Origin of the sequence: Pseudomonas sp. WS 5079 (assembly GCF_012985465.1) — a bacterium.
Classification (GTDB): domain Bacteria; phylum Pseudomonadota; class Gammaproteobacteria; order Pseudomonadales; family Pseudomonadaceae; genus Aquipseudomonas.
The window spans coordinates 930,350-949,965 of the sequence record NZ_JAAQWN010000001.1 but is presented as its reverse complement, the minus strand read 5'-3'; the positions used below and the strand labels follow the sequence as shown (position 1 = coordinate 949,965).

Genomic DNA, 19,616 nt, shown 5'->3' with positions numbered 1-19,616 from the left:
ATGAGCAGTCATCACAACGATAAAGCGACCTTTCTTGAGCGCCTGATCTTCAATAACCGCCCGGCAGTGATCGTGATCTGCCTGCTGGTGAGCATCTTCCTGTTCTGGCAGGCGACGTTGATTCGCCCGTCCACCAGCTTCGAAAAAATGATCCCCCTGCAACACCCCTTCATCGAAAAGATGATGGAGCACCGCAACGACCTGGCGAACCTGGGCAACACCGTGCGTATCTCGGTGGAGGCCAAGGACGGTGACATCTTCTCCAAGGAGTACATGGAGACCCTGCGCCAGATCAACGACGAAGTGTTCTACATTTCCGGCGTCGACCGCTCCGGCCTCAAGTCCCTGTGGAGCCCCAGCGTGCGCTGGACCGAAGTGACCGAGGAGGGCTTCGCCGGCGGCGAAGTGATCCCGCAGAGCTACAACGGCTCGCCGGAAAGCCTCGACCAGTTGCGCAACAACGTGCTCAAGTCCGGGCAGGTGGGGCGCCTGGTGGCCAACGACTTCAAGTCGAGCATCGTCGATATCCCGCTGCTGGAGTCCTACCCGGACCCGCAGGACCAGGGCAAATTGCTGGCCCTGGACTACCAGAAGTTCTCCCACGAACTGGAAGACAAGATCCGCACCAAGTTCCAGGAGCAGAACCCCAACGTCCAGATCCATATCGTCGGGTTCGCCAAGAAAGTGGGCGACCTGATCGACGGCCTGATCATGGTGGTGCTGTTCTTCGGCGTTGCGTTCGTGATCACCCTGGTGCTGCTGCTGTGGTTCACCAACTGCGTGCGCAGCACCATCGCGGTGTTGAGTACCACGCTGGTGGCGGTGGTCTGGCAACTGGGCCTGATGCACTTTTTCGGGTTCGGCCTGGATCCGTACTCGATGTTGGTACCGTTCCTGATCTTTGCCATCGGCATCTCCCACGGTGTGCAGAAAATCAACGGCATCGCCCTGCAATCCAGTGAGGCCGACAACGCCCTGACGGCGGCCCGCCGTACGTTCCGGCAACTGTTCCTGCCAGGGATGATCGCGATTCTTGCGGACGCGGTGGGCTTTATCACCCTGCTGATCATCGATATCGGCGTGATCCGCGAACTGGCCATCGGCGCCTCCATCGGCGTGGCGGTGATCGTGTTCACCAACCTGATCCTGCTGCCGGTCGCGATCTCCTATGTGGGTATCAGCAAACGTGCGATTGCCAAGAGCAAAAAGGACGCCAACCGCGATCATCCGTTCTGGCGCCTGCTGTCGAACTTTGCCAGCCCGAAAGTCGCGCCCATCTCCATTGCCCTGGCCCTGGTCGCCTTCGGTGGCGGCCTGTGGTACAGCCAGAACCTGAAGATCGGCGACCTCGACCAGGGTGCCCCGGAGCTGCGCCCGGACTCGCGCTACAACAAAGACAACAACTTCATCATCAACAACTACTCCACCAGCTCCGATGTGCTGGTGGTGATGGTCAAGACCCGCGCCGAAGGCTGCTCGCGCTACGAAGCCATGGCGCCCATCGACCAGTTGATGTGGAAAATGCAGAACACCGAGGGCGTGCAGTCGGCGATCTCCCTGGTGACCGTGTCCAAGCAGATGATCAAGGGCATGAACGAGGGCAACCTGAAATGGGAAACCCTGTCCCGTAACCCGGATGTGTTGAACAACTCCATCGCCCGTGCCGATGGCCTGTACAACAACAATTGCTCCCTGGCGCCGGTGCTGGTGTTCCTCAACGACCACAAGGCCGAGACCCTCGACCGCGCGGTGCATGCGGTGCAGGACTTCGCCAAGGAAAACAACAAGGAAGGCCTGGAGTTCATCCTCGCCGCGGGCAACGCCGGGATCGAAGCGGCTACCAACGAGGTGATCAAGGAAGCCGAGCTGACCATCCTGATCCTGGTCTACCTGTGCGTGGCGACCATGTGCATGATCACCTTCCGTTCCTGGGCCGCGACCCTGTGCATCGTATTGCCGCTGGTGCTGACCTCGGTGCTGGGCAACGCGCTGATGGCGTTCATGGGCATCGGCGTCAAGGTCGCGACCTTGCCGGTGGTGGCACTGGGCGTGGGGATTGGCGTGGACTACGGCATCTATATCTACAGCCGCCTGGAAAGCTTCCTGCGCGCCGGTTTGCCGTTGCAGGAAGCCTATTACCAGACCCTCAAATCCACCGGTAAAGCCGTACTGTTCACCGGCCTGTGCCTGGCGATCGGCGTGTGCACCTGGATCTTCTCGGCCATCAAGTTCCAGGCCGACATGGGCCTGATGCTGACCTTCATGCTGCTGTGGAACATGTTCGGTGCACTGTGGCTGCTGCCGGCCCTGGCGCGGTTCCTGATCAAGCCGGAGAAACTGGCGGGGCAGAAGGGCAATTCGCTGTTTGCCCACTGAGCCTTACCGCAGGCAAGGCCCTTGTCCCCAGGGGCCTGTTGTCACCCGCGAGCGTGTGTGCCCTGTCAGGTGGCCAATGACAGGAACCACCGCTCGGCCAACGCCTTGCCAATCAACCCACGGTGTACATCCACGACCGCCTGAGGGCTTTGTGCCCTGGCCAGTTGCGAGTAGTAGCCGACCCGGCGTTGCTCGCGTGTCTTGAGGTGGGCGGCGGTGTAGTGTTCCTTGGGCGTATCGGCTGCCGAGTAGTGGAAGTGGGCGTACCACAACGGGTAACCGTGCGGGTCGTTGACGGCATACTCCTGGACGAAGTCCCGGCGCTCGCCGCTTAACTGGATACGCTCGCCCAGCAACGCCATATTGGCGTGTTTTTGCTCGATCAGGTATTCCAGGTTGCCGTGGGTTGGCGGCAGTTCCAGGCACAGTTGGATGCGTAGCGCCTGGCCACGCTCACTCAGGCGGGCCGCGGCCTGGCGCATGTCATTTTCCAGGGTCTGGTCAGCCGGTGTGCGGGCTTCGACGGGCTGGGCCTGGATCGCCTGGTGCAGCTCGGTGGCCAGCTTGTCATAGCGCGTCGACTCATACTGCAGCACCTCCTGGACCTCTTCCGGGTGCCGGGAAATCTTCTTGTATTGCTCGCCACGCTTGAGGTGCTCTTCAAGCATGGCCAGCAGTTTGCGGGCCTCACCCTTGACCAGGTTCAGCGCGCGCGGTGCCGCCGGAAAGCGCGGGGGCGATGCTTCTTTGTATGCGATCCATTGCTCGCCCCGCTGTGAATACAGGCCCAGCAGCTCGTCATTGACCTGGGAGCGAACTTCGACGGTTTCCACGCTGCCCACGGGTTTGACCTCACCGATAAACGTGCCTTTTTTCGGGGTGCGGATGACTTTTTTCAGCGGCTTGCCGGCCACCGCCGGGTTGCGCCGGCTCGGGCGCCTGGGTGGCTGGGCGACGGGTTTGATTTCGCTGGCCAGTTGCTGGGCCGCGTCCTGGTACAGCCCCTCCACCAGCTTGAGCAATTTGGCAAAATGCTCGCTGTCCAGCTCATCGGCTTTGACGATGCCGACCCCCTGCAACGAATCCAGGCCCCGGCCATAGTGCTCCACCAGGCTTTCCAGCACGCTGACGCGGTCCTCGGCCGTCAGTTCCAGATCGTTCAGCTCACTGTGGGTACGCAAGTGTTCCTGCAGGGGTTCAAGGATGTCGATCAGTACATTGACCAGTGGATGATCCGGGTGGTTGTGGGTCATCAGTGCGTAGTTGCGTATCAGCAAGTCCTTGACGGCCAGGGCGCTGATTTCCTGGGGACGCTCCCAGGTCAGGCGGCGGTAGTGTTCGCTGCCGGCGTTGCCCAGGTTGAACAGTTGGTCCAGGTAACGATCACGCTGCTCCAGCCAGTGGATCGAACGCTCATTGATGACAATCATTTCCCGGATGAACCGCCGGTAAGCTGCAAAGTCACCGAACACAGCCTCGGCCAGGCGTTCTCCTCGGAACGTGAAGTGTCTGTTGTTGCGGTACAGCGCGTCGCGATCTTTCTTGGCCACCACCACATGCTTGCGCGTGTTGTTGACGATATTTTCCAGCAAGCTCGCCACCGACTCGGGTGGCAAGGCAATCCCCAGCTCGCTGCGTTCTTTGAGGCTGTCCAACTGCTGCTGGTATTCCAATGTCTGTTCCTGCAGGGCCGTATCGAAGCGCTGGCGACTGTCAGCCTGTTGCGCTTCGCCAAAGCGTGGGTCTTCGGCGGTGCTGGTCATCACTCCCAGGATAATCTCGATCCGTTTTTGCCGGGCCACCTGCCCCTGGATGAACTGTTCGTAAGAACGCGTCAGTTGGCTGATCCGCTCAGCCCGTCGCTGACGTTCGGCGGCGATCCGCCTGGGGGGCATGCCACCTCGCAGGCGCAGGCGGGTATCTACCGACCACACGCCGTTGGCATCGCTGCGCAGGTAAGGGCCGCTGCGGGTGGTATCGCCAGGGGCGACGACCCTGATGTCGCCCTCCGGCCCCAGGGTCACTTGCAACCATTCGCCATTCGCCTCGGCGTGCCAAATGTTTTCAACCAGGTACAGCCCCTTGCGTGGCCCATTCAGCACGGGGCGCGGCAGGGGCGTCGGCCGGATGGCCTTGAAACTGCTCAGCCGCACGCGCTGGGCAGGCGTCAGGCGTTGACGGGTCTGCGCGAAACTGAAGTCCAACACATTGCGGCTGGTGTCCGGCAACATGCCCGGCAGGGTCACGGCTCCCTCGCGAATCGTCGGTGCCAGGGGCACCGGCCATTGTTCGGCAATACGCGGGGCGAGCGCCGAAGGCAGTGCACGCGCCTTGAGCCCGGCAGCCAGGGGCGGGTAAGACGCCGTCACCTCGGGAGCCGCCTCGAACAGCAGCAGGCCGAGATTGAGCAGCAGATCAACCGCTGCCAGCTCGCGCTGCTGCTGATCCTCGGCGGCCAGTGCCGCAATGTCCTGGCCCAGGCTGGCCATCAGGCCCAGCAGCCAGCCAGTGAGCATCGCCGGCCCGCGCAACAATGGCAGCAACAGATTGCCGAACAACAGGCTGCTACCCTCCAGCAGTACCTGCCAGCGGCTCTCGCTGTTGGACACCGACTCGCGGTCGGCCTGTTGCACCAGTGAGCGGGCATGGTCGCTGAACAGGTAGCTCATCAGGCGCCCGGTGGCCAGGCATTGTTGCAATTCCTCGTTGATGCCATCGCGGGACAGGGTCGCCGGCACCGGCTTGATCAAGGGCGCAAATTCATCGCCCTGGCCGAAGCGCAGGTAGTGCGGCTCACGGAACCCGCCGTGGGCATAAATCGGCCGGGCGCTGTCACTTAGCCAGGTCAGCACACTGTCCTGTAGCTCGCCGGGCTGGGCGATGGCCTCGAACAGCGTCTGGCGGCTGGCGAATTCCTGAAGCGCTTGGGCATACAACGGGCGATACAGCAGATGAGGGCCGACATCGGCATTCAACGCTTCGATCAGGTACATGTTGCAGACGCTGTCGGCAGGGGCGCCAGGGGCCCGTACCAACGCCAAATGGCGGATCACCACCTGGCGGTTGTCGACCTGCTGCTCGGCAACATTGCCCTGCATCAGCGCGGCCACCAGGCGTGCGCCCTGGCGGCTCACGCCGGCCTGTTGTTTGAGGCACAACTCCAGCGCCAGCAACGGCAATTGCGCGGCCTGCTGATCGGCAAACAGCGTTTCACGCTGCTGCGCCTCGGGGCTGTCGCCCAACAGGTGCTGCTCCAGCAGGCGCGGGTAGTGTTGACCGATATCGACCTTTTCAATAAGGCCACCGGCGCCCATCAAATAGTCGGCGGTCAGCCAGGACGGCAGCGCCAGGCCATGGCGATTGCTCAAGGTCACGGTGCCGCTGGGGCGGCTGGCCAGGTTGTCGATGGCCATGTCCGTAAGGCTCATGCGCTCGTGGCGGATAATTCCGACGGCGCCCGGATAGCCCGAGGTGACAGTGAAGGTCAGTTGCAGGTCGTCGGGGTGCAGGGCGGCGACAGACGGTGGCGTAGGCAACAGGGAATCGAAGGTCACCGCGTCGTGTTGCAGGGCTTGCAGCAGGGCCTTGACGGTGAAGGTGCGGATATCGTCCAGATCACTGAGAAAGTGGCGCCCGCCGCCGCGCTGTTTGGCGCTGGCCAGTGCCAGGGCATACCGCCGGTAAGTCGCGCGGTCGTCGACGCTGGCCTGTTGCAGCCAGCTCGGCAGGTGTTGGCGCAGGGTGTCCAGGGCCTGGAGTGGGGCGGCCGGTGAGTCGCGCAAAAACCGCCCGGGATCGGTGAGTTCAGCATACAGCGCCTGCCAGGCGCTGAAGGGCTGGGCCGTGGGCAGGCGCAGGTTGCCCAGGTCTACCAGTTGGCGATTGAGGATCATCGCTGCCTGGTGCTCGAAGATATCGCCGTCGGGCTCGTAGCGCTGGATGAGGATATCGTCGACCTGATATTGACTACCCAGGCGCTGGCCGTAGGCCTGGACCAACGCATCCATGGAGGCAAACGCTTCAATGCCACCGCCGGGGCTGCACAGCAGCGCCGGCGTCTTGCCTTGCACGGTACGGATCAACACCAGTTCCGGGCTCAGCAGGTGGCTGCTCTGTCCCGCGCTTTTGAGGGTGACTTCCAGGCCATAGGCGAACACCACACCTTGGCCATGGCGGGCGATCCGCGCTTCACGGTCGGGGAGGGTGACCAGTTGGTCGACCGCCTCCTGCGCCTGTGCATCCAGGCTTGTGTGACGCAGGGCGCAAACGCGCAAGGTGTCCATCAGTACGTGCGCAAGCCAGCGCCAATGACCGGCGTCCCAATAGTCGGCCAAGGCATTTTGCAGGGCGATGGGCAGGGTCTGGGGCAGTTCGCCAATCAGGCTGGCGATGATCTGCATATCGAGGTTTTCCCGGCTCAAACCGGGCAGTTTCAGGCGTTTTGGCGGCTCGTCCGAGAGGTACCAGGGCACGTTGTCCACGTCGCTGAAGTCCAGCGCGATGCCACTGGCCAGCGCATCCTGAACCACTGCCATAAATGGCTGTAACAGCCAACTGCGGCGTTGCGGCCGGGCCAGGCGAGTGCGGCTCAGGTCTATCGTCAACGTGGGGTATTTGGCGCCGATGGCCGACGCGAGTTGTTGGCGGATTACCGTTTCCAGTGTCGGGCGATCAGCAAATTGAGCGCTCACGGCATGGGCGATAGAGGAGGGGGTGAGGGTTTGCATAAACATCCTTTTTTATTGGCAGTCGTTGCCCTTCATGGCCGGGTTCTAGGCGGGCACCAGGCTGAGGAACAGGCGTTGGTCAAGCGGCGCGGTGATCGGGTGGTACAGGTCTCGCACGATGGCCTGGCTGTCTGCACCGGCCTGGGCGATCAGGTCCCGCAGGGTCACAAAGCGCTGTTCGGGGCGCTTGAGGTGCGCGGCGGTGTAGGCGCCTGGCAGGCTGTCGGCCTGGGGGTAGTGAAAGTGGGCATACCACAGCACCGTGAGGCGGTTCTTCTCGCGCACGGCGAACTCCGACACGTAGTCCTTGGCCGCGGTGCGTTGCGGGCCGTGGACCAGGCCGATGTCGATCGCGGCGTGGGCGCGCAGGAATTCGATATTTTCCTGGCGCGGGCGTTGCGCCTTGTAGCCCTCGATGCAGTGTTGTGTGCCTTGTGCGCGCAGTTCGACGGCCCGCAGGCGCAGGCGCTCTACGGTCTGGAGCATGTCGGGCTTGTCCCCGTGGTGCTGGGCCAGCCCGGCCGCCACCGTTTCCAGGCGTTCGGCCTGGTGCACGAGCATGTCGCGCCAGTCCTGGGGGTTGAGTTCATCGCGGCGCGAAGGGTCGCTGAGTTTCTTTTTCTGGAACTCGATGGAGCGCTCGATAGCCGGCACTTCCTCCAGCAGCCGTTGCGCCTGGCTGCGCAAGGTCGCCAGCGCCGGCACCTGGGCGGGCTTGGCGGGTGGGGTGGGCCTGGCCTCGATGATCTCCACCCAGCCTTCCTGGGGCTGCTCCATGAAACGCCCACTGATCTGCTGGGTGATGGGATTGCGGGTCACGATGGTGGGGAAGGGGAGGTCGCGTTGGGCCGGTTCCAGATCGCCCACCAGGGCCCCCTTGTCCCTTGACTTGAACACGCGCTTGGTCCTTGACGGTGCCCGTACCGGCTTGAAGGCGCCCGGTTGGGGCGGGAGGAACTCATCTTCGCGCAACAACGCAGCCAGATCAGCCTCGGCGCTGTCACGCACGGTGTACAACCGCTCGATCAACAGCGGCATATACCGTGGGTGGGCCAGGGGCGAGTCGAGCTCCAGCAGGCTCTGATAAATCTGCAGGCGCCGGTTGTAGTGCTGGATCAGGTTGGTCAACACCTCCTTGCGCTCGGTGGAGGTGAACCCCTCGGTGGTCAGCAGGTCCAGGTGCGAGTCTTCCAGGGACGACAACGAGGATTGCAAGTGGTCATGGCGCTCCAGGAAGTACTGTTCCTGGGGCGTGGTGGCCGCAACCGTCTGGTCAATGCTCAAATCGGTCAGCACATCCAGGGATTCGAGGGTGGCGTTGAGGCGGTTGTAGAAGCGGCGCTTGGGATGACCATTGAGGTATTTGAGGCGTTGCGCAGGGCCGGTCTTCAAGCGCGCGGCCATCTCCTCCAGGGTGTTCTCGATGGCAAGCATTGCCTGGGCATGACGCTCGGAAACCGCAAAATTAGTCTCCAGCAGGTCTTTGACATAGTGCACCGCCGCCGTGTCGTGCGCCGTGCCTTGCAGTTCGATCAGCGATTCGCCGTGCTCGGAGACAAAGCTTGCCAGATACAGGGAGGCCAGTTGGCTGACGCGTATCTCATCGGTGGCCAGCATCGACTGGTATTGCTCCACGCACTGGCCCTCATAGTCGAAGTGGCTGTCAACGGCCTTCATCTGCCCGTAGGCCTCGATCAGCAGGCGTCGTTGTTGCAGCAACTGGGCGGCGGCCTGGTCAAAGCGCTCCTGAAAGGCCTGGAACCCGGTCCTGGCCCAGGAGCGTTGGGCCACGCTGTTGCGGTGTTCGGCCACCCGCGCCGGGTCGTCAGGGGCACTGCGCAAGCGGTTGCGGGCCTCGCCCAGGGCATTGTGGGCGGTCTCGAACTTCAGTCGGGCAGCCTCCAGCACCCGGTCGATGGGTTGCAGGCGTTTGATCAGGGCGCTGACCTCGTCACTGATGCGATTGATCTCATCCGAGGCCTGGGTGCGTTGCTGAGCGATTTGCGCCAGCTTGGCCTTGAACCGGTTCTTCGGCCCACCACCGCGCAGTTTCAGGCCCAGATCCAGGACCCAGTGGCCTTGGGCATTACGCGTGAGCGCGAACCCAGGATGTTGCGGTTTTTGCGGATGAATCAGGGACACTTCGCCCAGGTCCGGCACGATATTCACCCGAAACAGCAGGCCGGCCACCGAGGCGTGCCACTGTTGACCGATGCGGTACAACCCTTTGAAATCACCGATCTCCAGGGGCAACGGGGTCGGCACCGGCCAGGGTACATGCAGCTCGCGCAAGGCATCGAGCAGGCGGCGGCGGCTGCTGTCGCGCGCGTTGGAGTGGACAAAATCCACCAGGGTCTGGTCGCCGGCCGGTGGTTCGGCGGGCAGGCCCACCGGGCCCAGCTCGATCGTGATGGCCGGCTGGGTCGCGCCCGCCGGGCGGCGTAGCGCTGCGAGAGTCAGCGGCAAGGGCGGCTCGCTGTCGTGCGCCAGCCATTCAGGGGGGCGGGAGGCTACATGCAACAGAATCAGGCCGATATTGAGCAGCACATCGACCCAAGCCAGCTCCCTCGCGGCGTCATCCTCGCCTTGCAGGGCCGCAATATCGTGCCGCAGGCTGACCGCCAGTTGCACCATCCAGCCTGCGACCATCGCCGGCCCGCGCAGCAGCGGCAACAGCAAGGCGTTGAACAGCAGCCAGCCACCTTCGAGCAGCACCGCCCAGCGACTTTCGGTATTGGATACCGCGTCCCGGTCGGCCAGGTCCACCAGTGCCCGGGCATTGCTGCCGTACAGGTACTGGGTCAGGTTGCCGGTGGCCAGGGACTGGGCCAGGGACCCGGGGATTTGCCCACCGTTGGTGTCCTGCGCCAACTGTGCCGGGGGCGGCGCGGGCCACTGCACGGTGTCGTCGCCCTGGCCGAAACGCAGGATATGCGGGCTATGGAAACCGCCGTGGCTGTAGATCGGCCGGGCCTGGTCCGACATCCAGGCCAGCACGCTGTCTTGCAAGGCCCCGGGCGCGGCGATGGCGTCGAACAGGGCCGCGCGTTGGCTGAATTGCTGCAACGCGTCCTGGTACAGCGGGCGGTAGAGAATCGCCGGCCCGGCGTCGATATCCCGGGGCTCGATGATAAATATATTGCTGACGATATCCGGCAGCGCCCCGGGTTTGCGGGCGAAGGCCAGCGGGCGGATCACGATGTCCTGGGCATCCACCTCCCGCTGCGGCGCGCTGCGGTGCAGCACGGCCTTGACGTAGCGATAACCGAGGAAGGTGAACCCCTGTTGCCCGCGTATTGCCAGTTCCAGGGCCTGGCGTGGCAGTTGCACGGCCAGTTCGTCGCCGAACAGCACCTCGCGCCGGCGTATCCCGGGGCTGTCCCCCAGCAGCAGCTCGCGGATTTTCTGCGGATAGTGTTGGCCAACGTCCACCTGGCGGATCAGCCCGGGGGTGCTATGGAACAGGCCTTTTTCCCCGAGTATGTAGTCCTCGGTCAGCCAGTCCGGGACGGCCGCCCCCGATGTGTCCCGAAGGGTTAGCCGGCCCTGTGGCGCCGCAGCCAGGTTGTTGATGGCCAGTGCCGTCAGGCTCATGCGCACCGGGGCCAGGTAGCCGCTGTGGATGTCACCGACCGGGACATGGAAGGTCAGTTCCAGGTTGTCCGGTTCCACGCTGGACTCGGGGTGGTCACGGCGCATCTGCTCGCGCAGGGTGCGGGTGGTAAAGGCCTGCAGGTTCTCGACGCCGTCCAGAAAGGACGCACCTTCGGTTTTGCGTTGCAGGCGCGCCTGTTCCAGCAGCTCTTGGCGATAGGCAAAGCGCTGTTCGGCGCTGGCCGCCTGCAGCCAGGACGGTAACGCTGCCTGGAGGGCGGGCTGGTGCGTCGGGTCTGGCGCGGGGGCGGCGCGCAAGGCGAGTGCCGGGTCGGTGGCCTCGGTGAACTGCTGCTCCAGGGCGCGTACGCCCTCGGCGGCCGGCAGTTGGATGGCTTGGAGGTCGTCCAATTGCTGGTTGAGCAGCAGGGCGGCCTGGGTATCGAAGAGATTGCCATCGGGTTCGTAGCGCTTGACCACGACTTTGTCGACCTGCAAGCGGCTGGCCAGGCGTTGGCCCCAGGCCTGGGTGAACGCCTCCAATGAAGCATACGGCTCCACATTGCCCGAGGCCTGGCACAGCAGGATCCGAGGGCCTTGTACCAACAGCAGGTCGGTGCTCAACAGGCGGGCATCGCTGCCCGGGCTGACGACGCAAGCCTCCAGGCAGTAGGCGTACACGATGCCCGCAGGCCCGGCCAGGCGCTCGCGCCGGTCAGGTTGGCGGGTCAGGTCAAACAGCATGTCCCGGGTTGGGCCTGCCGGCAGCAGGCTTGCGGTGCTTTTCAGGTTATCGGCCAACAGGTCGCCGAGCCATTGCCAGCGGCTGGCGCGGGTGTCTGCGCTGAGGTTCCAGTAGTTCGTCAGGGCCTGCTGGAAAGCGATCGGCAGGGTAAAGGGCAGGTCCACGATCAACCGTTCAATGACCGCCATGTCCGGTTCGCGCGGGCCATTGGCTTCATAGGTCAGGCGTGAGGGTGGCTGCTGGGAGAGAAAGCAGCGGCGTTCGTCGATGACCTGGGTCAGGTTCAGGGGCGTGCCATTGCCCAGGTGGTCGAGGACCACATCGCTCAAGCGCCTGAGGTCCCAGCCGCGTTTTTGGTTGGGGGTCGCCAGCTTGACGGTGGACAGGTCCAGGGCCAGCGCCGGGAACTGTTCCAGCAGGCGTTCCTGCAGGTGGTGTTCGACCACCTGACGCAAGGTCGGGCGATCGGCGAATTGGCGGGCGACGGCCAGGGCCGGGGTGTTGCTGCGGTGAGTGAACAGCAATGGGCCAGGGGGTGGGGCGGGTAAAGTGTCGGGCATAAGAGGTTCCGTTCTGCGCGATGGGGTTCTCCCGCAGAATGGCAAGCCGCTGGGGCCGCAGTGTGGTAGCCGGTTATCGCGACACGACGGCGACCACGGTTTGGCCTATCATCAACGTTTTTCCACTGATGAATGATCCTGATGACTGCTGCTACCCTGGCCACTGAACTTGCAACCAGCGACATGCTCGTAATCGATGGGCTGCATGCCTTTGATTTCACCTTCGATGATCGGCAGTTACTGATCAAGAGCATGGACGGTCGGGCCGAGAAACGCTGGACGTTCAGCATCGCCCAGGTGCAGGCCGCGACGTTCGATGAAACCTTGCAAAGCTGGACCCTCAGCGGTGACTCGGGCGAGCACCGCCTGGTGTGCCTGAGCGCCATCACTGGCAGCAACGAAGACGAGGACGACGAACATGCTGATGCGTAAATTCTGGCCCCTGCTGATGGCCGGCAGTGTCGGCGCGATGTCGGCCCAGGCCGCGCCGCTCGAGACCTTTGCACTGCTGGTGGGCAGCTACACGGCAGGTACCAGCGAAGGTATCTACCGCCTGCAGTTCGACAGCCGTACCGGCCAGTTCAGCGGCGCGCCGGTGCTGGCGGCCAAGGCGCAGAACCCGTCCTGGCTGACCCTGTCCCAGGACCAGCAACACCTGTTCGTGGTCAATGAAAACGGCCCCGGCCAACAAGACCCGGTGGGGCGCGTGAGCAGCTACCGCATTGACCCGGCCAACCAGCAACTGACCCTGGTCAACCAGGTGCAGAGCCTGGGCAACGAACCCACCCATTCCAGCCTGGCGGCCGATGGGCGCTACCTGTTTGTCGCCAACTATTCGGTGTTGGAAGATCCGGGCGGCAGCCTGGCCGTCCTGCCGGTGGATGCCGCAGGCAAGCTGTCGCCGCCGGTGCAACTGAGCGCGCACCCGGCCAGCCGGGTCAACCCTGAGCGCCAGGCGTCCAACCACGTGCATTCAGTGGTGTCGTCACCCGATGGCAAGTACGTGTTTGTGCAGGACCTGGGGGCGGACAAGGTCTTTGCCTACCGCTACGACCCCAAGGCCAACCACGAACAGCCGCTGACCCCGGCTGATCCGGCTTTCGTGCAGTTACCGCCGGGCAGTGGCCCGCGCCACCTATTGTTCAGCGCCGATGGCAAGCATGCCTGGCTGACCACCGAGATGAGCGCGCAGGTTGCGGTGTACGACTACCAGGACGGCAGGCTGACCCAGCGCCAACTGGTGGACTTTGCCGCCGGGCAGCCGCTGTCGGACAAGGCTGGCGCTGCGCTGCACGCTTCCAGCGATGGCCGGTTCCTCTACGTCAGCAATCGTGGCACCGCCAACCAGATCGTGGTGTTTGCCATTGATCCTGCCACCGCGCAGCTCACAGAGATCCAGCGCCGCACGGTGGAAGGCGACCATCCCCGTGAGTTCAGCCTCGACCCGAGCGGCAAGTTCTTGCTGATTGCCAACCAGAAGAGCAACCAGATTGTGGTGATCGCGCGTGACACCCAGACCGGTCAACTGGGCAAAACCGTACAAAAACTGCCGATTGATGCCCCCAGCGACCTCAAGTTCCTGGTGCGTCAATAAGCCACAGGCCCCGCCGTGCGGGGCCTGACTCCTTGTATCAATCCCAGTGATAACGGCTACTGTTTCAAAGCATTTCAGCCAGCCGGAACCCAGGCGTAAGTTTGCTCCAAGGCCTTCACAAGCCATCCAGCCAACTGAACACAAGGGTTACCGCCATGAACTTCAATCTCTTCTCGATCATCGCCGCCTCCGCTGTTTCCGCCACCGTGGCCTTGCCAGCCAGCGCCAGCGTGGAGATCAGCAGCAAAAAATCCAGCACCAGCGCCTACACCCAGAAATACCTGCAACAGAGTGCCAACTTCTACGCCGCCCTGGATCACAAGACCCAAGGCTGACACGCCAAGGCTGCACCGTGGCTACGGGTTTTTGGCCATGGATTGGACAAACAGCGGCGACGCCAAAAACCGCTCCAGCCACTGCTGCAAGTGCACATAAGGCGTCGTTGCAAACCACTCCCGGTCCACATGGGCAAACTGGCGCACAAACGGCGCCAGCGCCACATCCGCCAGGCTCAGGTGATCGGCCAGCAGGTAGTCGCGCTGCGTCAGCAATCCTTCAAGCTTGCGCAAAAACACCTCGCCCTCGGCCCGATAGTGTTCCATGGGCTGCTCCGGGTAGCGCTCGGCGTATTTGTAGCGATTCAAATGCTCCTTGAAGGCCTGGTCATTCTCTGCAATCAACGCTGCCATCAGCCCCTGCGCCGCCGGATCCTCCTTGAGCAGCCAATCTTCGGGATCATGCTGCGCCAATGCCCAGCCCATGATCGCCAGGCTCTCGTCGAGCACCTGGCCGCCCACACTCAACACCGGCACCGTGCCCTTGGGCGAAAGCGCTAACATCTGCGCCGGCTTGGCCTTGAGGCTGACTTCGACCACCTGCACCGCCACCGCGCAATAGCGCAGGGCCATCCGCGCGCGCATGGCGTAGGGGCAGCGGCGAAACGAATACAACACCCCTTCGCTCATTTCACCTCCAGGGTGCTCAACCCATTGCCCTGGCGCTTGACCTGGATCTGCACCGGAATTCGCTCGTGCATTTCCTGTACGTGGGAAATCACCGCCACCTTGCGCCCCTGGGCCTGCAAGCCGTCGAGGGCGTCCATGGCCAATTGCAGGGATTCGGGGTCCAGGCTGCCGAAGCCTTCATCGATAAACAACGACTCGATCTTCAGCGTGCTGGAGGCCATCGACGCCAGCCCCAGGGCCAGTGCCAGGGAGACGAGGAACGTCTCGCCGCCGGACAGCGAATGCACCGAGCGCAGTTCATCGCCCATTTCCGTGTCCAGTACCAGCAGGCCCAGCATGCTGCCGCCGCGCTTGAGGCGGTAGCGGCGCACCAGTTGGCGCAGTTGCACGTTGGCGTGGTGTACCAGCAGGTCGAGGTTGTAAGCCTGGGCGAACTTGCGGAACTTGTCGCCGGTGGCCGAGCCGATCAGTGCATCGAGCCGCGCCCAGCGCTGCCACTCCTCATAGGCCTTGGCGGTGGTGAGCGCCAGGCTCTGGTTGGCGTCCTGGCGCCGCTGGTCTTCGGCTTGTTGCGCGCGCAGTTCGGCGCAGTGTTTTTCGCCGCCAAGCAGTTGCTGGTTCAGCTCGGCCAGGGCGCTGTCCAGCTGTTCGGCGTCAAGGTTGCCGTTGTGCAGGGCCTGGTGGTCCTTGAGGCGTTGCTCGCGTTCTTGCAGCAGGACCTTGGCCTGTTCGATGGCTTTTTCGCTGTGCTGTACCTGCTGGCGCAGTTCGCTGACCCCAGCCTCGTCGAAGGCCAGCAGATGTGCCAGGCCTGCGTCGTCGAGCTGCGGATGCTGGGCGCGCCACTCGCTGATACGGCTGTGCAACGCCTGGAGTTCGCTGTCCAGGGCTTGCTGGCGCTCCTGGCGGGCCTTGAGGTCGGCGGCCAGTTGGATCAGTTCGCTGCGGGTGTCCTGCAACTGTTGATTGGCCTGGGTCTCGCTGTGACGGGCCTGTTCCACGGCCTGTTCGAGCTGCTGCTGCCAGTGCTCGGCGCTGGCATGTGTGCCCAGCAGGGCGCTGAGTTTTTCCTGGGTGGCCTGCTGTTGCTGGGTCAACTCGGCCAACTGCTGGTGCTGCACGGCCAATTGTTGCTGGCGATGCTGCTGGCGGTCCTGTTCTTTTTCGATGGCTTGCTGGCGCAGTTGCTGCTCGGCCAGTTCATCCTTCTGGTAGCCAAGCTGCTCCAGGCGCTGGCTGATCTGCTGGTCCAGCAGCATGAACGTCGCCGCCGGCTGCGTGCGCAGGCCTTCGAGGGTCTCGGCCGGGAGCAGGCTGGCGAAAGCATTGAGCTCTTCGTCCAGGCGCTCGCGATCGCTGGCCAGTTCCCGTTGCTGGTCGATCAACTGCTGGCGGGCTTGCTGGCTGGCATCCTGGGCGGCTTGCAGCTGTTGCTGCAGGCGCCCGGCATTTTGTTGCAGGTTGAGCAGGGCGCCCTGGCGCTGTTCGTCCTGGGTGATGCTCTGGCTGAGCTGGCCCAACTGCTGCGCCAGCCAGGCGCTCCGTTTGCCGCTGTCCTGATTGAACAGCGCGGCGCTCAGCGGGTGGGCCTCGAGGCTCGGCGCCAGGCCCTGGAGCTGGGTCGCCAATTGCTCTTGCTGCTGCAGGAATTCTTTTTGCTGGGCGATCAAGCCGCCGACTGCAGCGCGCAGTTCGGTGAGCGTTTCCTTGAGGGTGTCGACCGCTTTCTGCGCATTGGCTTCTTCGCTTTCATCATGGCGCGTGAGGCTGTGCAACAGGGCTTCGGGCTGGTGATACGGATGCTCGACGCTGCCGCACACCGGGCAGGGTTGCTCATCCTGCAATTGCCCACGCAGCTCCTCGACACTGGCGCTGCGTGCCAGCCGCTGGCGTTCCAGTAACTGCTTGGTCACGCTCAGGGTCTGCTCGGCCACTGTCAGCTCGGCCTTGGCTTGCAGGCCGGTCTGGTTCAGTTGCTCGCGCTGTTGCTGGGCGCTGGCCTGTCTTTGGGCCAGCTCCTGTTGCTGCTGGTCCAATTGCTGCTGGCTGTCCCATAGCCGCGTAAGGTCTTCGAAGGCCCGTTGCTGCTTGCGATTGTCCTTGAGCAGGCTGTCGAGCAACTGGATCTGCTCGGCCACCGCATGGGGCTCGGCCCCGGCTTCCTGATACAGCAACTCCAGGGCCGTGCGTTGCTGGGTCCATTGCTCGCTGGCGCGGTTGGCGCGTTCTTCCAGTTGCGGCAGTTCGGCCTGGCCCTTGTTCAGGCGATTGCCGATCAGCATCAGTTGTTGCAGACGGTCGCGGTAGGCGTTCCAGGCGTCGCTCAAGGGCGCGAGGGTGGCGCTGCGTTCCAGTTGCGCCGCCAGTTGTTGCAGGCGGCTGGCAACCTGCTGCTGCTGAGTGTGCAACGTGTCGAGCGCGGCCTGGCCTTCGGTGCAGGCGGCTTGCCCCAGTTGTTGCTGTTCACTGCTTTGGGCCAGCTCGCGGGTCAGGCGGGCGAGGCTGCTTTGTTCCTCGAAGGCCTGGCGCAGCAACGGCACGGCTTCGGTCTGCTGTTGCAAGGCGGCGGCCAAGGCGCTGTGTGCGCTGGCTTGCTGTTGTTGCAGTTGCGCCTGGCGTGCGTGCAGGGCGGTTTGTTGCTCAAGGTGCTGGCGGATCTGCGCGGCCAGGGGCTCCAATTGGCCGTTCAGTTCGTTGTGCCGCGTAAAATGATGACGCTGCGGCGCCAGTTGCTCCAGGCGGCTCAAGTCCAGGCGTTGCGGGCCCTGGGCGTGCCACGCCTGCTCGGCCTGTTGCAATTGCTCGGCCGCACTGTGTTGGCGCTCCTGCCACTCGCGCAGCTCCTTGAGCCAGGTGTGTTGCAGTTCCAGTTGCTTGAGCTGGGCCTGCTGGGTCTTGAGTTGCTGCTGGGCCGCGCTCAATTGTTGATCCAGCTCGGCGCGGGCCTCGGCCGGCAACGGCGTGACGCCAGTGGCCTGGTCTTGCAGCAGCTTGTGGGCTTCCTTGGCCTCCCGCGCCTTGATGAACGCGCGCTGGCCCAACTGGGTGTAGAGCGCGGTGTCGGTGAGCTTTTCCAGCAGCTCGCTGCGCTCGTTATCGTTGGCCTTGAGAAAGGCGCTGAACTCACTTTGCGCCAGCAGCACCGCACGGGTGAACTGTTCAAAGTTCAAGCCCAGGGCCAGCTCCAGTTGCGTCTTGTATTCGGTCTTCTGGCTGGCCAGCAGTTGCTCGCTGTCCAGGTCGATCAGGCTTTGCCGGCTGTTCTGCAGCTTGCCGCTGGCCTTGTCGCGGGCGCGATTGGCCTCCCAGCGCGCGCGGTAGCGCCGGCCGCTGACGCCGACAAAGTCCACTTCGGCATACCCGCCGCCGGTACCGCGGCGGATCAGGGTGCGCGGGTCGCCGATGGAGATATCGGTATCGGCATCGGGCATTTTTGCCTGGCCGGTGTCGCCCAGGCGTGGCACGGCGCCAAACAGCGCCAGGCACAAGGCATCGAGCAAGGTACTTTTGCCGGCGCCGGTGGGCCCGGTGATCGCAAACAACCCGGCGCTGGCCAGGGGCTCGGCGGTAAAGTCGATTTCGAATGGCCCGGCCAGGGACGCGAGATTTTTCAGGCGGATGGCGAGGATCTTCATGGCTGTTGCTCCTCGTGTTGTACGTCCTGGAGCAGCACGGCGAAATCCTTGAGGGTCTGTTCGTCCACGTCACTGCCATAGCTTTCCTGCCAGGCGCGGCTGAACAATTCCTGGGGCGTGAGCTGGTCGAGTTCGATCAAGGGCTCATCGCCTTGGTCCTGGCGTGCGCCGCTGCCGGCGTACTCGGCCGCGATGCGCACCAGGCGCACGGCCTTGCCCAGCAGGGCGTTTTCCACTTGCTGGCGCAGGTCGGGCTGGGGTTCGTCGAGGCGCACGCGCACCTCCAGCCAGGGCTGGCGCTGGGTGTCGGCCAGCAGATCGACGTCGGGCAACTGCGCCAGTTGCTTGAGGATCTCGGCCAGGGGCGCGGCGTCCAGGCGTTGCAGATGCACGGCGCGGGGGATCAGGCGCGGTTCGACGCTGACCAGGGTTGCACCGTCCAGTTGCACGTCGAGGATCTGGTGTTGATAGCCGATTTCGGAAAACGACAGCGGGATCGGCGAGCCGCAATAACGGATGCGTTCCTCGCCATTGACCCGCTGGGGCTTGTGCAAATGGCCGAGGGCGACATAGCTGACACTGGCATCGAACAGACTGGCCGGCAGCGCTTCGGCATTGCCGATGATCAGGCTGCGCTCGGAGTCTTCCGACACCGAGCCACCGGCCATATGTGCGTGGCTGATGGCAACCAGCGCCTGGCCCGGCTGGCGCTTGGCGTTGGCTGCGGCGATCAGGCGCTCATGCACCTGGCCGATGCCCTTGAGGTAATCGTCGCCCAACAGCGCACCGGTGACTTCGGCCGGGCGCAGGAACGGCAGCGCCAGGCACCAGCCGGCTACGGCGCCGGTTTTGTCCGGCAGGGCAATCAGCAAGCGCTCCACATCCAGTTGCCCGTCATCCAGCCACAGCACCCGGCCCAGGGCATGGGTACGCAAACGCCGCATCAATGGCGCCGGCAGCTCAATGCGCGAGCCGGAGTCGTGGTTGCCGGCGATCATCACAACGGTCATGTCGGGGTTCTGTTCATGAGCGTTGATGATGAAGTCATACAGACGCTCCTGGGCCTTGAGGGGCGGGTTGACCGTATCGAAGATATCGCCAGCGATCAGCAGCACATCGGGGCCGTGCAGCTTGATCTGGCCCAGCAGCCAGTCGAGGAAACAAGCGTGCTCGAAGTCGCGTTCCTGGCCGTGGAGGTTTTGGCCCAGGTGCCAGTCGGAGGTGTGAAACAGACGCAAGGCGAACTCCGTGGGGAATAGGTAAAGGAGTGGAGTTTACCTGTAAATGGTAACGAGGCGCCCAAGATCAAGAACCGAGCGCGAAGCTGCATCCTTTGTAGGAGCTGGCTTGCCTGCGATGGCGATGGGTCAGCCAAGACATTTATTGGCTGATACACCGCCATCGCTGGCAAGCCAGCTCC

At 63.7% G+C, this 19,616-nt stretch carries 9 protein-coding genes; 4 read left to right on the top strand and 5 right to left on the bottom strand.

The genetic code is table 11. The annotated features are described in order from the left end of the window. Window positions 1-2,376: an RND family transporter gene (locus HBO05_RS04025; RefSeq protein WP_170057107.1), complete on the top strand. Its 2,376-nt coding sequence runs from the start codon at window positions 1-3 to the stop codon at window positions 2,374-2,376. A gap of 65 nt (window positions 2,377-2,441) precedes the next feature. Here the strand turns inward: HBO05_RS04025 and HBO05_RS04020 are convergent, their stop codons facing one another. Both HBO05_RS04020 and HBO05_RS04015 read right to left on the bottom strand, forming a co-directional pair. Next, window positions 2,442-7,103, bottom strand: a complete 4,662-nt coding sequence (locus HBO05_RS04020; protein ID WP_172311757.1) for a hypothetical protein — start codon at window positions 7,101-7,103, stop codon at window positions 2,442-2,444. A gap of 45 nt (window positions 7,104-7,148) precedes the next feature. After that, window positions 7,149-12,002: a DUF6543 domain-containing protein gene (locus tag HBO05_RS04015; RefSeq protein WP_172311755.1), complete on the bottom strand. Its 4,854-nt coding sequence runs from the start codon at window positions 12,000-12,002 to the stop codon at window positions 7,149-7,151. 141 nt (window positions 12,003-12,143) lie between these two features. On the opposite strand from HBO05_RS04015, the gene HBO05_RS04010 reads away from it, so the two are divergent. The 3 genes from HBO05_RS04010 to HBO05_RS04000 all read left to right on the top strand — a co-directional run bounded on the left by HBO05_RS04010 (window position 12,144) and on the right by HBO05_RS04000 (window position 13,931). Beyond that, window positions 12,144-12,434 (top strand): DUF5629 family protein, encoded by a 291-nt coding sequence (locus tag HBO05_RS04010; protein ID WP_169955770.1) that lies wholly within the window; start codon window positions 12,144-12,146, stop codon window positions 12,432-12,434. After that, window positions 12,421-13,596, top strand: a complete 1,176-nt coding sequence (locus HBO05_RS04005; RefSeq protein ID WP_170057110.1) for a lactonase family protein — start codon at window positions 12,421-12,423, stop codon at window positions 13,594-13,596. Before HBO05_RS04010 ends, HBO05_RS04005 begins: the two co-directional genes overlap by 14 nt. 155 nt (window positions 13,597-13,751) lie before the next feature. Next, window positions 13,752-13,931, top strand: coding sequence for a hypothetical protein (locus tag HBO05_RS04000; RefSeq protein ID WP_169955768.1), 180 nt, complete (start codon window positions 13,752-13,754; stop codon window positions 13,929-13,931). A gap of 21 nt (window positions 13,932-13,952) precedes the next feature. Here HBO05_RS04000 and HBO05_RS03995 read toward each other — a convergent pair whose 3' ends face one another. Genes HBO05_RS03995 through HBO05_RS03985 form a run of 3 tightly spaced genes read right to left on the bottom strand, consistent with a single transcriptional unit; the run spans window position 13,953 to window position 19,434 of the window. Beyond that, window positions 13,953-14,561, bottom strand: coding sequence for a glutathione S-transferase (locus HBO05_RS03995; RefSeq protein ID WP_169955767.1), 609 nt, complete (start codon window positions 14,559-14,561; stop codon window positions 13,953-13,955). Continuing rightward, window positions 14,558-18,196 (bottom strand): AAA family ATPase, encoded by a 3,639-nt coding sequence (locus HBO05_RS03990; RefSeq protein ID WP_172311754.1) that lies wholly within the window; start codon window positions 18,194-18,196, stop codon window positions 14,558-14,560. Before HBO05_RS03990 ends, HBO05_RS03995 begins: the two co-directional genes overlap by 4 nt. Continuing rightward, complete coding sequence (locus HBO05_RS03985) at window positions 18,193-19,434, bottom strand: exonuclease SbcCD subunit D C-terminal domain-containing protein (RefSeq protein WP_172311752.1); 1,242 nt, start codon at window positions 19,432-19,434, stop codon at window positions 18,193-18,195. The genes HBO05_RS03990 and HBO05_RS03985 overlap by 4 nt, the downstream gene beginning before the upstream one ends. Window positions 19,435-19,616: the final 182 nt, after the last annotated feature.

Bases quoted from the DNA above. Each gene is read 5' to 3' on its own strand.
- HBO05_RS04000 (WP_169955768.1), top strand. From the start codon at position 13,752: ATGAACTTCAATCTCTTCTCGATCATCGCCGCCTCCGCTGTTTCCGCC.
- HBO05_RS04005 (WP_170057110.1), top strand. From the start codon at position 12,421: ATGCTGATGCGTAAATTCTGGCCCCTGCTGATGGCCGGCAGTGTCGGC.
- HBO05_RS04010 (WP_169955770.1), top strand. From the start codon at position 12,144: ATGACTGCTGCTACCCTGGCCACTGAACTTGCAACCAGCGACATGCTC.
- HBO05_RS03995 (WP_169955767.1), bottom strand. From the start codon at position 14,561: ATGAGCGAAGGGGTGTTGTATTCGTTTCGCCGCTGCCCCTACGCCATG.
- HBO05_RS04020 (WP_172311757.1), bottom strand. From the start codon at position 7,103: ATGCAAACCCTCACCCCCTCCTCTATCGCCCATGCCGTGAGCGCTCAA.
- HBO05_RS03990 (WP_172311754.1), bottom strand. From the start codon at position 18,196: ATGAAGATCCTCGCCATCCGCCTGAAAAATCTCGCGTCCCTGGCCGGG.
- HBO05_RS04025 (WP_170057107.1), top strand. From the start codon at position 1: ATGAGCAGTCATCACAACGATAAAGCGACCTTTCTTGAGCGCCTGATC.
- HBO05_RS04015 (WP_172311755.1), bottom strand. From the start codon at position 12,002: ATGCCCGACACTTTACCCGCCCCACCCCCTGGCCCATTGCTGTTCACT.